Source organism: Micromonospora yasonensis (genome assembly GCF_026013475.1).
Lineage (GTDB): Bacteria > Actinomycetota > Actinomycetes > Mycobacteriales > Micromonosporaceae > Micromonospora > Micromonospora yasonensis.
Genome location: NZ_JAPDPH010000204.1, coordinates 1 through 12,422, shown reverse-complemented (window position 1 = coordinate 12,422; position 12,422 = coordinate 1). Strand labels below are relative to the sequence as shown.

At 72.6% G+C, this 12,422-nt stretch carries 13 protein-coding genes and 1 pseudogene; 6 read left to right on the top strand and 8 right to left on the bottom strand.

Annotated elements, in window-relative coordinates; all coding sequences use genetic code 11:
- Window positions 1–375: 375 nt before the first annotated feature.
- A complete protein-coding gene (locus tag ONA70_RS28925) occupies window positions 376–702 on the top strand; it encodes a hypothetical protein (RefSeq protein WP_265009653.1) in 327 nt (108 codons plus the stop codon).
- Window positions 699–1,352, top strand: a complete 654-nt coding sequence (locus ONA70_RS28920; RefSeq protein WP_265009652.1) for a nucleotidyl transferase AbiEii/AbiGii toxin family protein — start codon at window positions 699–701, stop codon at window positions 1,350–1,352. Before ONA70_RS28925 ends, ONA70_RS28920 begins: the two co-directional genes overlap by 4 nt.
- 25 nt (window positions 1,353–1,377) lie before the next feature.
- Here ONA70_RS28920 and ONA70_RS28915 read toward each other — a convergent pair whose 3' ends face one another.
- A complete protein-coding gene (locus tag ONA70_RS28915) occupies window positions 1,378–2,280 on the bottom strand; it encodes an SDR family oxidoreductase (RefSeq protein ID WP_265009651.1) in 903 nt (300 codons plus the stop codon).
- A 213-nt stretch (window positions 2,281–2,493) separates the two neighbouring features.
- Here ONA70_RS28915 and ONA70_RS28910 point away from each other — a divergent pair, with 213 nt between their 5' ends.
- Window positions 2,494–4,287: a bifunctional metallophosphatase/5'-nucleotidase gene (locus ONA70_RS28910; RefSeq protein ID WP_265009650.1), complete on the top strand. Its 1,794-nt coding sequence runs from the start codon at window positions 2,494–2,496 to the stop codon at window positions 4,285–4,287.
- Between the two features lie 60 nt (window positions 4,288–4,347).
- Here the strand turns inward: ONA70_RS28910 and ONA70_RS28905 are convergent, their stop codons facing one another.
- On the bottom strand, window positions 4,348–4,536 hold the full coding sequence (locus ONA70_RS28905) for a hypothetical protein (RefSeq protein ID WP_265009649.1): 189 nt from the start codon (window positions 4,534–4,536) through the stop codon (window positions 4,348–4,350).
- A gap of 94 nt (window positions 4,537–4,630) precedes the next feature.
- Here ONA70_RS28905 and ONA70_RS28900 point away from each other — a divergent pair, with 94 nt between their 5' ends.
- Window positions 4,631–5,665, top strand: a complete 1,035-nt coding sequence (locus ONA70_RS28900; RefSeq protein WP_265009648.1) for an NAD(P)-dependent alcohol dehydrogenase — start codon at window positions 4,631–4,633, stop codon at window positions 5,663–5,665.
- Here the strand turns inward: ONA70_RS28900 and ONA70_RS28895 are convergent.
- Entirely contained in the window at window positions 5,638–6,825 is a 1,188-nt protein-coding gene (locus ONA70_RS28895) for a geranylgeranyl reductase family protein (RefSeq protein ID WP_265009647.1), read from the bottom strand. The two genes, ONA70_RS28900 and ONA70_RS28895, sit on opposite strands and share 28 nt — an antisense overlap.
- 148 nt (window positions 6,826–6,973) lie before the next feature.
- Here ONA70_RS28895 and ONA70_RS28890 point away from each other — a divergent pair, with 148 nt between their 5' ends.
- Both ONA70_RS28890 and ONA70_RS28885 read left to right on the top strand, forming a co-directional pair.
- Entirely contained in the window at window positions 6,974–7,210 is a 237-nt protein-coding gene (locus ONA70_RS28890) for a hypothetical protein (protein ID WP_265009646.1), read from the top strand.
- A gap of 72 nt (window positions 7,211–7,282) precedes the next feature.
- A complete protein-coding gene (locus tag ONA70_RS28885) occupies window positions 7,283–8,737 on the top strand; it encodes an MFS transporter (RefSeq protein ID WP_406601258.1) in 1,455 nt (484 codons plus the stop codon).
- Here ONA70_RS28885 and ONA70_RS28880 read toward each other — a convergent pair.
- The 5 genes and pseudogenes from ONA70_RS28880 to ONA70_RS28860 form a co-directional block, all read right to left on the bottom strand.
- Entirely contained in the window at window positions 8,710–8,964 is a 255-nt protein-coding gene (locus tag ONA70_RS28880; RefSeq protein WP_265009644.1) for a hypothetical protein, read from the bottom strand. The genes ONA70_RS28885 and ONA70_RS28880 overlap by 28 nt on opposite strands.
- A gap of 188 nt (window positions 8,965–9,152) precedes the next feature.
- On the bottom strand, window positions 9,153–10,049 hold the full coding sequence (locus ONA70_RS28875) for a hypothetical protein (RefSeq protein WP_406601257.1): 897 nt from the start codon (window positions 10,047–10,049) through the stop codon (window positions 9,153–9,155).
- 226 nt (window positions 10,050–10,275) lie between these two features.
- A complete protein-coding gene (locus ONA70_RS28870; protein WP_265009654.1) occupies window positions 10,276–11,349 on the bottom strand; it encodes a DUF3626 domain-containing protein in 1,074 nt (357 codons plus the stop codon).
- Between the two features lie 60 nt (window positions 11,350–11,409).
- Window positions 11,410–11,874, bottom strand: coding sequence for a VOC family protein (locus ONA70_RS28865; protein WP_265009643.1), 465 nt, complete (start codon window positions 11,872–11,874; stop codon window positions 11,410–11,412).
- A pseudogene (locus ONA70_RS28860) lies at window positions 11,871–12,422 on the bottom strand (transcription termination factor Rho); the annotation flags it as partial. The pseudogene ONA70_RS28860 and the gene ONA70_RS28865, both read right to left, overlap by 4 nt.

The window sequence follows — 12,422 nt, the reverse complement described above, 5'->3', positions numbered from 1 at the left end:
CCAGATGCCGGGCCACCCGGGGCCGTCGTGTCGAAGCACCGGCCCGCACGGGCCGAGGACGCTCCGGCCGCCACCACCTGCCCAAAGACCTCCATGGCGTTCCACCCAGCCCACCCAGCCCCCACCACAACCGGACACACCACCAGGACCCACGCCGCCCCGCGTCCGGTCACACCTTTGATCCACTCGGCACGCCGCAAACCGAGGGATCTGCCGCCCGACACACCCGAAATGCCGCGAGCTGGGGCATCCGCCGCCCGCGACTGCGCGGATCGTCCGAAGGGCGCGAGGCGGGCACCCCGACAACAGCGACAAACCCGACCACCGACACGAACGCGCAGCGGGAAAACGACGGACAGGAGTTACCCTGACACCATGCAGGCCACCACCAGCGCGTACCTCGCCCGCCCCGGGCGTCCCGCCGTGGTGTCCCGCACCCTGGCCGAGCTGACCGGCCCCACCCGGGGCGTGGTCGAGCTGCCGGTACGCCTGATGTGGAGCAGCGAGCGCGCCTTCGACCTGGCCGACCCGGACGACCTGCTCTGGATGTACGAAAACGTGCTGCGCGAGACCACCCGGGTCGACGACCTGCGGGCCCTGATCAACGGGCGGACCCTGCGCCAGGTGTGGCGGCGGTTGAACCTGCCTCGGGGCGTACGCCTGGCGTGGGAGAGCCGGCACCGGGGCCTGCGTACCGCGTGAGCCATCTGCACGACTTCTACCGGGACGTGGCCCGGGTGGCCCTCGCCGCAGCCGGCCCGCACCGGTTCGTGCTCGGCGGCGGGGTGGCCTGGGCGGCGCACGGCCTGGTCGTCCGCCCCACCGAGGACGTGGACCTCTTCGCCGACGTGGAGGGGGCGGCGGCCGCGGCGGCGGCCGAGGTGCGGGCGGCCCTGGAGCGGGCCGGCTACCTCGTCGTCGACGCGGACCCGGACAGTGAGCTCGGTGACCTCTTCGACGGGTTCGACCGGGACATGCGGGACTTCGTGGTGAGCCGGGACGGCCGGCAGATCCGGCTCAGCCTGGCCCGGCTCGACCGGTACCGCAGCCCGGTGGTGATGGACCTCGGCCCGGTGATGGACGTCCGCGACCTCATCGCCAACAAGACCGCCGCGCTGGTCAACCGGCGGGAGGTACGCGACTACATCGACGTCTCCGCCGCGCTGGACCGGTACGAGGTCGCGGAGTTGCTGGACCTGGCCGGCCAGGTGGACCCGGCGCTGGACCTCGAGGACGTCCGGGCGGCGGGCCGCTACCTGGACCGGGTGCCGGACCGGCGGTTCACCCGCTACGGCCTGGACGCCGAACAGATCGCCGAGGTCCGCCGCCGGATGGCCGCCTGGCCCCGCTGACCTGGGAAGACGCCGGCCGGAACGCTCACCTCGTCAGCTTGCCGCCGGTGACACCGAGGATCTCCCCGGTCACGTAGCTGGACTCCTGGGAGGCGAAGAAGACGTACGCGGGGGCCAGTTCGGCGGGCTGGCCGGGGCGGCCCAGCGGCACGTCGGTGCCGAACTGCTTGACCTTCTCCTCGGGCATGGTGGCCGGGATCAGCGGCGTCCAGATGGGGCCGGGTGCGACCGCGTTCACCCGGATGCCCTGGTCGGCCAGGTTCAGCGCGAGCGCCTTGGTGAAGTTGGCGATGGCCGCCTTTGTGGTGGCGTAGTCGAGCAGCTGCGGCGACGGGTTGAACGCCTGAATCGAGGAGGTGTTGATGATGGCCGAGCCCTCGGGCAGGTGCGGCACGACCATCCGGCACAGCCAGAACATGGCGTACACATTGGTCTTGAAAACCCGGTCGAACTGCTCGGTGGTGATGTCGCACAGGCCCTTGTCCTGCGACATCTGGAAGGCGGCGTTGTTCACCAGGACGTCGACACCGCCCAGCTCGGAGAGGGTACGGTCGACCAGCTCCCGGCAGTTCGCCTCCTCCCGCACGTCGCACCGGACGGCGACGCCCTTGCGGCCGGCCGCTTCGACGAGGCGCACGGTGTCGTGGGCGTCGGCCTCCTCCTCGTCGCCGAGGTAGGAGATCAGCACGTCGGCGCCCTCGCGCGCGAAGGCGATCGCGACGGCCCGGCCGATGCCCGAGTCACCGCCGGTGATCAGGGCGCGTTTGCCGGTGAGGCGGTCGGCGCCCCGGTACGACTCCTCGCCGTGGTCCGGCTTGGGGCCCATCTTCTGTTCGGTCCCCGGTGCGGACTGCTGCTGGCCCGGCTGGCCCTGCTGCTGGCCGTACTGTTCGGTGGGGTTCTGCTGGGTGTACTGGTCCTCGCTCACCGGTTCTCCCTCGTGGCCGCGTTCCGTCCTCCTCCGCCCTACCCCGCGGCCCCTGGCGGAAACGACCGGCAGATGGCCCCGGTGTTACACGGAGGCGGCCGGCGGCGCTGGTGGGGTGAAACACCTCGGGGCGGTGTGGCGGGAGTGACAGCCGGTCGTTATGGTGCGCAACGGCGCCCACGGGGCGCGCCCACCCCCATGGAAAGGCACCTCATGACCTCCTCCTCCGGCGCCTCGCGCCGCCAGGTGTTGGCCGTCGCGGCCGCCGCCGCGACCGCCCCACTGCTCGCCGGCGAGCCCGCCCGGGCCGCGGCAGCGAACGGGGCGAAGACCTGGGACCTGACCGTCCTGGGCACCTCGGACACCCACGGCAACGTCTACAACTGGGACTACTACAAGGACGCCGAGTACGACGACAGCAAGCACAACGACGTCGGCGTCGCCAAGCTGGCCACCCTGGTCAACCAGATCCGCGCCGAGCGCAAGGGCAAGGCGACCCTCGTCCTGGACGCCGGCGACACGATCCAGGGCACCCCGCTGGCCACCTACTACGCCAAGCAGGAGCCGATCACCAGCACCGGTGAGACGCACCCGATGGCCAACGCCATGAACGTGCTCAAGTACGACGCCGTCACGCTGGGCAACCACGAGTTCAACTACGGCCTGCCGCTGCTGGCCCAGTGGATCGGCCAGCTCGGCTTCCCGGCCCTGGCCGCGAACGCGATCAACGAGAAGACCGGCAAGCCGGCCTTCCTGCCGTACGTCATCAAGGAGGTCGAACTCGGCGGGCTGGGCGCGCCGACGCTGAAGGTCGGCATCCTCGGCCTCACCAACCCGGGCGTGGCCATCTGGGACAAGGGCAACGTCGAGGGCAAGCTGATCTTCGCCGACATGATCGCCACCGCCGCCAAGTGGGTGCCGATCATGCGCGAGCGCGGCGCCGACCTGGTCATCATCTCCGCCCACGGCGGTGACAGCGGCACCTCCAGCTACGGCCCCGAGCTGCCGAACGAGAACCCGGTCGCGCTCATCGCCCAGCAGGTCCCGGGCATCGACGCGATCCTGTTCGGCCACGCCCACAACGAGGTGCCGGAGAAGTTCGTCACCAACACCCAGACCGGCGAGCGGGTGCTGACCTCGGAGCCGTCGAAGTGGGGCCAGCGCCTCACCCGGATGGACTTCACCCTGACCCGGGAGAAGGGCCGCTGGAAGGTCGTCAGCAAGGGCTCCACCATGCTGAACACCAACACGGTGGTGGAGGACCCGGCGGTGCTCGCCGCCGTGCGCGGCCAGCACACCAAGACGGTCGACTACGTCAACAAGGTCGTCGCGCAGTCCGAGGTGGAACTGTCCGCCGTCGAATCCCGGTACAAGGACACCCCGATCCTGGACTTCATCAACCAGGTCCAGACCGAGGTGGTCACCGCGGCTCTGGCCGGCACCCAGTACGCCGGCCTGCCGGTGCTGTCGATCGCGGCGCCGTTCAGCCGCACCGCGGTCTTCCCGCAGGGTGACGTGCGGATCCGCGACGTCGCGGGCCTCTACGTGTACGACAACACCCTTGAGGCGGTCGTCATGACCGGCGCCGAGGTGAAGGCCTACCTGGAGTACTCGGCGAAGTACTTCGTCACGCTGCCGGTCGGGGCGGCCGTCAACCCGGACACCATCAGCGACCCGACCGTGCCGGACTACAACTACGACGTGATCTCCGGCGTCGACTACGACATCGACATCTCGAAGCCGGTCGGCCAGCGGATCACCCGCCTGGTCCTGCCGGGCACCGCCACCCCGGTCGCCGCGGACGCCCAGTTCGTCGTCGCGGTGAACAACTACCGGCGCAGCGGCGGCGGCAACTTCCCCGGCGTCGTGAAGACCCAGGTCTACAACCAGCAGCAGGAGATCCGCCAGCTCCTGATCGACTGGGCGCAGGCCAAGGGCGTCATCAAGCCGGGCGACTTCTTCGTGCCCAACTGGAAGCTGGTCCGCGAGGGCGTGCCGGTCTTCTGATCCGTACCACTCTGACGGGCCCCGGGTGTCGCACCCGGGGCCCGTCGGCCGTTTCCGGGGTCAGCCCGCCCCGTGCCGCAGGTTCCACTCCTCGGGTTCCCCGGCCGGTTCCGGGCGGTCCCGGCGGGGGTCCGTCTCGGTCAACGCCACCCGGTCCTCCGGGCGGACCGCGGGCGGCAGTTCGCCGAAGCGTACGTGCCGAAGGAACGCGTACTCGTCGTCGGTGAACGACTCGCTCGGCTCGCTCATGACCGCATTGTGCGTCCGCGCGTCCACCGACCGCATCAACCGGCACGGCACGGGTATGCCGCCGCGACGACCGTCGGCGACGGAAGGACGACCCATGCGCGCGGTACGGATGACGGCCCCCGGGGTGCTCGAACTGGTGGACGTGCCCACCCCGGCGGCCGGCCCGGGCGAGGTGCTGCTGCGCGTCGGCGCGGTCGGCGCCTGCCACTCCGACCTGCACATCCTCGACGCACCGCCCGGGCTGTTCCCCACCCCCATGACGCTCGGGCACGAGATCGCCGGCACGATCGACGGCGTCGGTCCGGGGGTGGACGGCTGGTCGACCGGGGACCGGGCCGCGGTGTACGGGATCATCGGCTGCGGCCGCTGCCGGGCCTGCCTGCGCGGCCTGGAGAACCAGTGCCGGGTCGTCCCGGTCGGCGGGATCGGGCTCAGCCGCGACGGCGGCCTCGCCGAGCACGTGGTGGTGCCGGCGTCGCGGCTGCTGCACGTGGGCGACCTGGACCTGGCCCAGGCGGCCCCGCTGACCGACGCGGGGCTGACCCCGTATCACGCCATCGAGCTGGCCCGGGACAAGCTGCACCCGGGTACGACCTGCGTGGTGATCGGGATCGGCGGGCTGGGCCACATGGCGCTGCAGATCCTGGTGGCCAGCACGGCCGTGCGGATCGTCGCGGTTGACACCAGCGTGGCGGCGCTGGACCTGGCCACCCGCCTCGGCGCGCACGACGTGGTGCAGGCCGGCCCGGACACCGTCGACAAGATCCGGTCGATCGTCGGGCCGCCGCCGGACGGCGCGGACGTCGTGCTCGACTTCGTCGGCGCGCAGCCCACTCTGGACACCGCCCGGCAGGTGGTCGCCACCGGCGGTCGGCTGCTGCTGGTCGGCCTGGCCGGCGGCACGTTGCCGGTGCGGCCGGTCGCCGACGAGCCGCCGCCCCTGCCGCTGGAGACCAGCGTCGTGGTGCCGTTCTGGGGCACCCGCGCCGAACTGCAGGAGGTGATCGCCCTCGCCCGGGGTGGGCAGCTACAGGCCGACGTGCAGACCTTCCCCCTCGCCGAGGCGCCGGAGGCGTACGAGGCGCTGCGCCGGGGAGAGATTCACGGGCGGGCGGTCATCGTGCCCTGACCGCGCGGTCGGGGCGCCTCGGCCGCCCTGCCGCGCCACGGCGGCAGCCGGTCCAGCAGGGCCAGCCCGGCCCGGACCGGGCGCCGGGCCAGGGTCTCCGCGAAGCCGGTCTGCCCCAGGCAGAACCGGACGAACATCCGCCAGCCCGGCGGGGTGGCGAGCAGCGCGTGGAACACCTCCGGGCGCCGCTCGAAGACCTCCAGCAGCCGGTGCCCGGCCCGCATCTCCGGCACCAACCGGCGGTCGATCTCCCGCGGGTACGCAGCCAGGTCGCCCCCGGCGACCGCCTCGCCGGCCAGCCGCCCGGACCGCAGGGCGTAGCTGATCCCCTCCCGGCTCCACGGCTCCAGCAGGCCCGCCGCGTCGCCCGCGACCAGCACCCGGTCGCGACGCAGCGGCGAGTCCGCCGCCCGGCAACGCGTGAGGTGACCGGAGTCGTGCTCCGGGGTCACCTCGGACAGGCCCAGCCGGGCCACGAAGTCGCGCAGGTAGGCGCGGGTCCGTGCGCCCTCGCCCCGGGCGGCGATGACGCCGACGGTGAGCCGGTCGCCCTTCGGGAATACCCACGCGTACGAGCCGGGGACCGGCCCCCAGTCGAGCAACAGCCGGCCGCGCCAGCGGTCCTGCTCGGCGGACCCGACCGGCAGCTCCAGCTCCAGCCCGAGGTCGACCTGGCGGAAGCTCACGCCGACGTGCCGGGCGGTGATCCCGGATGAGCCGTCGGCCCCGATCACGGTCCGGGCGTGGACCACCTCGCCGTCGGCCAGCCGCAGCCGTACCTCGTCGGGATCCTGCTCCACAGCGCGGACCGCGACGCCCTCGCGGACCTCGGCCCCGGCGGCGACCGAGGCGGCCCGCAGGCGGTCGTCGAACTCCTCCCGGCGCACCATGGCGAGCACCGGCGCGGAGTGCCGGCGGGTGAACTCGCGTCGTCCGTCCCGGGTGATCGTGACCCGGTCGATCCGGTCGTGGGCGGGCACCTCGATCCGGTCGGCGACCTCGGTCAGGGAGACACCGATCAGGCCGCCGCCGCAGGTCTTGTAGCGGGGATGGGTGGCCCGTTCGATCACCAGCGTACGGACGCCGGCACGGGCCGCGGCATGGGCGGCGGAGAGGCCGGCGGGCCCACCGCCGACGACGACGAGATCCCAGATGATCACCGGTGCAGCCTAGGGCACGAGGCGGCGGGGGTGCCCGGAACGCGCCCGATGGGAGGCCCCGATCGGGTCGGCATCATCGGACGGCGGCGGGGTAAGCGCGCGGCGCAGACCGCCCGTGGTCGGGCGGTCCACGCCGAGGAGGGAAGCGATGCAGCAGGTACAGCTGTCTGCGGTCGAGGAACGGGTGTACCAGGCGGTGTCCGCGCTGGAGGTGCGGGGCCACGTCCCCTACCCTGACCTGATCGCCGAAGAGACGGGGATGACCGAGGAGGAACTACGCGAGCCGCTGCACCTGCTCACTGAGCGGGGGCTGCTGCACCGGGAGGACTCCCCGATGACGGGGCTGGACTTCGGCCCACGGTGGTGCGCGCGCCAGATGGCGTGATTGCCACGGTTTGCCCCGTCGGGGGCCGGGTAGCGATCGGGGATGCGTGATCGGCGGTCTTCAGGGGGCACCATGAGCGTGGACCGGTCGTCGGCGCCGGCGGACACCGCCGGGTACGACGGCCGGCGGCGTTGGCAGGCACTCGGCGTCGGCCTGGTCGCCGCGTTCATGACGCTGCTGGACGTCAGCATCGTCAACGTCGCCATCCCGTCGATCGACCGGGCCCTCCACGCGACCCCCAGCGACCTGCAGTGGGTGCTGTCCGGGTACGCGCTCACCTTCGGCCTCGTGCTGGTGCCGGCCGGACGGTTCGGTGACGCCCGGGGCCGGCGGACCGCGTTCGTGGTCGGCGTGGCGCTGTTCACCCTGACCAGCACGCTGGCCGGCCTGGCCCGCTCACCGGAGTGGCTGATCGCCGCCCGACTCGTGCAGGGCGCCGCGGCCGGGGTGGTCAACCCACAGGTGAGCGGGATGATCCAGCACCTGTTCCGGGGCGCCGAGCGGGGCCGGGCATTCGGGCTGCTGGGCGCCACCATCGGCATCTCCACCGCGGTCGGGCCGCTGCTCGGCGGGCTGCTCATCCAACTCGGCGGCGAGTTGCACGGCTGGCGATGGGTCTTCTTCGTGAACATCCCGGTCGGCATCGTCGCCATGGCGCTGGGCTGGCGGCTCATGCCGGCCCGCCCCACCGGACAAGCCGACCGGCACCGCCTCGACCCGCTCGGGGTGCTGCTGCTCGGCGTCGGAGTGACCCTGGTGCTGCTGCCGCTCGTGCAGCGGGCACAGTGGCACGGCCCGGCGAAGTGGCTGCTCATCCCGGCCGGACTGCTCTTCCTGCTCGGCTTCGGGCTGTGGGAACGGCGCTACGCCCACCACCAGCAGCCCCTGTTCGATCTGCGGCTGTTCGGGCTGCGCTCGTACACCCTGGGCTCGCTCATCGGTCTGGTCTACTTCGCCGGCTTCACCGCGATCTTCTTCATCTTCACCCTGTACCTGCAGATCGGCCTGGGCTACAGCGCGCTCGTCGCCGGTCTGGCGATCACCCCGTTCGCGCTCGGCTCGGCGGCCGCCTCGGCGTTGGGCGGCCGAGTGGTCAACCGGTACGGCCGGCCACTGGTCGCCATCGGGTTGCTCGTGGTGGGGATCGGCCTGATCGCCACGGACCTGGTGCTGCACGGCACCCCGCACGGATCGGTGCCGCTGCGGACCGCCGTGCCGCTGCTGATCGCCGGGATCGGCAGCGGCATGGTCATCGCGCCGAACCAGACCCTCACCCTGTCCGAGGTGCCGGTGCCGCAGGCCGGCAGCGGCGCGGGCATGTTGCAGACCGGACAGCGGATCGGGTCGGCCGCCGGCATCGCCGGGGTCGGGGCGCTGTTCTTCTCGACACTGGCCAGCACCCGGGGCGACTGGTCCGCCGCGTTCCGGCACTCGCTGCTGCTGGCCACCGGCATCATCGTGGTGGCACTGGCCGCCGCCGTGGTCGACATCCTCGCCGGTCACCGCTGGTCCGGCGGCTCCTCCTGATTCGTCCTGGACCCGGCGGCCGGCAGCCCGACGTGCTGCTCCGGGCTCATCGACCGGACCGCTGCCGCGTCCGCCGAGGCCGCCGCCGCGTCCAGTCGGTAGCGGCGTTCGACGGCGCCCCGGACCCGGCGCTCCCCCGCCGACACGCAGGTACTGCGCCGCCAGCCCGGACCGGCAAACGCCAGACCAGCAACACCCAGCACACTCTTACGCAGCATCGTGTTCATCACAAAAGCTCCATTCGGGGGTGCGCGCAGCGGAAGACCGGGCGGACGGCCTGGCAGCGCGGCACGGGTGTGGCGCGCCGTGGCCGGTGCAGGGATTGCGGCGGGCCAGACCACGAACAGGGGTCCAGCCGAGAGCGACCGGCCGGCCCCCTGAGAACGGGGACCGGCCGGTTGCGGAAGGGAACGACTTACCAGAGCTGCTGGACGATGTCCGCCGCCTGCTCCTCCCACTGCGCGTACGCGTACGGGAAGGCCGACACCTGGACCGTCTGCGCGGCGGCGGTCAGCGGCAGGTCCTGCCAATCGCCCACGTTCTTCAGCGCGTTGAAGAACGCCTTGCTGGCGTAGTCGGGGTCGGTGACCTGATCGGGCGTACCCCAACCGACCGACGGGCGCTGCTGGAACAGGCCCTCCGAGTCGTGGTCGTTGTACGTGCCGAGGTGGCCGAGGTTGTACAGCTTCGACTCCTGCAGCGAGGTGGCGACGCCGATCACCGCGCCCCGCTTGCCCACCCCGGTCTCCTTGGCCGCCTGGACGATGGCCTTGGCGTTGGTGAGCTGCGCGTCGTTCAGCGGGATGCGCGACTGGGCGCCCTCGACGCCGTGCGGGATGAGCTCGGCCCGGCTCGGCCGGTTGGCCTTGGCGGGGACCTTGTCGCTGCCGGTGGTCTGGGCGGGTTTCACCGCGTCGGTAGCGGTTTTCACCGCCTCGGTGGCGGTCTTCTGGCCGGTGGCGAGGTCGATGGCGGCCACGGCGCCGGCGTGTGGGCCGCTGGTGACCGGGGCGGCGACGGCGCTCGGGCCGAACGCCAGGCCGCCCAGGGCGGCTACGCCCGCGACGGTCAGCGCGGCCTTGCGGTTGGGGGTCCTCACGGCGGCGGCCTTGGCGGCAGCGGCCTTCGCGGCGGCGGCCTTGGCGATGGCGGCCCTGCCGTCCGGGGTCTGTGCGGCGGCCTTCGCGGCAGCGGCCTTCGCGATGGCAGTCTTCACGGCGGCGTTCTGCACGATGGCGGTCTTCGCGATGGCGGTCTTCACGACGGCGGTCTTCGCGATGACCGGGAGCCATCGAGTGAAGTGCTGCTGCACGATGGTTGCCCTTTCGATCGTTGCGACGCGCTCCGGGGTGAGCGCCCCTCGGGGGAACTACTGGCCGGTACGGGTTTGCGCTCCGGCGATACGGGGGACACAACCAGCTCCACGTGTCGGTCATTCCGGAAATGCCGGAGTGGCGACACGCTGCGGCCCAGGTCACGGCGACAATCGGACGGGCCGGGGCGGGCCGTGCGTGGAGGGGCGGAAGGTGACGCGACGGTCAGCGGGCGGCGGGGGTGCCGTAGCGGACCAGGACGTGCCAGAGCTGCTTGAGGTGCTGCAGGGTGACCTCGGTGGGCCCCCGGTCCGCCCACCGCTGCGGGTCGGTGACCACCGACGCGGCGGCCCGGCCGATCAGAGCGGCGTCGACCGGCGCCCCCGGCCGGGCGAACTCGGCGTGCACCCGGGCCGCGAGCGGCGGGATAGCCGGCCCCCGGAATTCGGGGTCGATGCCGTCGACCGGCAGCTCGAACCCGCAGTGCCAGGTCAGCGGGAAGCCGTGCCGGTCGGCCACCCCGGCGAGGATGCGTACCACCTCGGTGCCCTGGAACGACGGGTCGACCACCAACGCCTCGACGTCCCGGGCGAGGCTCAGCTCGCCGTGCACCTGCGCCTCGATGTAGTCGTCCAGGGCGCGCCCGGCGGCGTACGACTCCCGAGCCCGGTGGCGGAGCAGCGACTGGAGCAGGGTGCCGGTGTCCATGCCGGCGACTCCGAGGGTGACGCCGGTGTCGGCGGTGGCGGTGAGCAGTGCGGCGAGCACCGGTTCGAAGGCGTCCAGGGTGCCGAACTCGGTCGGCTCGACGTGACTGTCCCCGAAGCAGAAGGTGGTCCGCGCGAGCACCTCGGGACGCAGCCGCAGGTGGCAGGAGCCGAACCGGGGGCAGGCACCGTCCGGGTGGTCCAGCAGGTTCAGCCCGCCGTACTTGGGGCGCTCGGCGGGCAGCACCCCGGACCGCTGGTAGGCCCCGCCGAACATCTTCCCCTCCCACCGGTCCCGATCCCCGCCGGGAAAGGCGGTCAGACCGCCGTTGGAAATGCGCGTCTCGAACTGGCTGCGGTAGACGTCCTCCTGGTCGAGCGCCTCGGCGACGGTACGGCCGTCGCGGAGCAGCCGGTCCGGGTGGAAGTTGAGGGTCAGCCGGCCGTGCTGGGCGACTGCCTCGATCACCTCCGCCGGCCGGTATCCGGCGCCGTCGAGGTGCTGGCTGATGACGGCGAGCGCCGCCGGCCGGTCGCGCAGCGCGACGTCCCGGACGTGGCGGAGCGCAGCCGCCTGCGCGGGGGTCAGCATCGGGTCGGGCACGCGGCAGAGTATCGCCGGGCCGGGCGGTCGGACGCCAACCGGATCCCCTCAGGCGTCGGTGCCGAAGCCGTCGAGGTCGGCGCGTTCCGCCGGAGTGCGCAGCTCCTGGAAGACGGTGAGGTGCAGGCCCGCCGGGGCGTCAAGGCGGGCGTTGAGCGACTGCCACGGGGTGACGGTCGGCGGGGCGACCTCGATGGCGCCAGCGGCGACCAGGCGATCGGTCACCGCCTGGCTGTTGTCCACCTCGAACGCCACCCGCAACCGGGGTGCCACCTGGCGGCCGACCTCGACCTCATCGATCATGCGCTTCTGCGCCGAGTTGGCCAGTTCCAGGGTGGCCCGGCCGGCCTCCAGGATCACCACCCGCGCACCGTCGCCACCGGAATACGCCGCCTGCTCCGGCAGGCCCAGCGCGTCGCGAAAGAAGGCAACGGCGGCGTCGTAGTCCTCGGCCTCCACGACGAGGCGTAGCTGCCGTACGGCCGGTGGGTGGTTGTTTCCCTGCTCCGTCACGGTTCCCGATCGTAGCCGGGCGCGACGCCGCCCAGCCGGGCCAGGAATCGCGCGTTGCCCTGGGTGGCCGCGAGCTGGCGCAGCAGCTGGTCCAGGGCCGCCTGCCGGTCCAGTTGGGACAGTGCCGAGCGCAGGCCCCGCAGGCACTGTCGCTCCGCGGCGGTCAGCAGCAGGTCCTCGCGCCGGGTGCCCGACGCCCGGGCGTCGACGGCCGGGAAGGTACGCCGGTCGGCCAGCGACCGGTCCAGCTTCAGCTCGGCGTTACCGGTGCTCTTGAACTCCTCGTAGATCAGCGTGTCGGCAGCGGAGCCGGTCTCCACCAGCGCCGAGGCGAGAATGGTCAGCGAGCCGCCCTCCTCGGCGGCGCGAGCCGCCGCGAGCAGTTGCTTCGGCGGGTTGAGCGCGGCCACGTCCACCCCGCCGGAGAGCGTACGACCGGCCGAGCGGACGGAGAGGTTGTAGGCGCGGCCCAGCCGGGTCAGCGAGTCGAGCAGCACGACCACGTCGTGGCCCAGCTCGACCAGGCGCTTCGCCCGCTCGATCGCCAA

Bases quoted from the DNA above. Each gene is read 5' to 3' on its own strand.
- ONA70_RS28910 (WP_265009650.1), top strand. From the start codon at position 2,494: ATGACCTCCTCCTCCGGCGCCTCGCGCCGCCAGGTGTTGGCCGTCGCG.
- ONA70_RS28890 (WP_265009646.1), top strand. From the start codon at position 6,974: ATGCAGCAGGTACAGCTGTCTGCGGTCGAGGAACGGGTGTACCAGGCG.
- ONA70_RS28900 (WP_265009648.1), top strand. From the start codon at position 4,631: ATGCGCGCGGTACGGATGACGGCCCCCGGGGTGCTCGAACTGGTGGAC.
- ONA70_RS28905 (WP_265009649.1), bottom strand. From the start codon at position 4,536: ATGAGCGAGCCGAGCGAGTCGTTCACCGACGACGAGTACGCGTTCCTT.
- ONA70_RS28925 (WP_265009653.1), top strand. From the start codon at position 376: ATGCAGGCCACCACCAGCGCGTACCTCGCCCGCCCCGGGCGTCCCGCC.
- ONA70_RS28870 (WP_265009654.1), bottom strand. From the start codon at position 11,349: ATGCTGACCCCCGCGCAGGCGGCTGCGCTCCGCCACGTCCGGGACGTC.
- ONA70_RS28885 (WP_406601258.1), top strand. From the start codon at position 7,283: ATGAGCGTGGACCGGTCGTCGGCGCCGGCGGACACCGCCGGGTACGAC.
- ONA70_RS28880 (WP_265009644.1), bottom strand. From the start codon at position 8,964: ATGAACACGATGCTGCGTAAGAGTGTGCTGGGTGTTGCTGGTCTGGCG.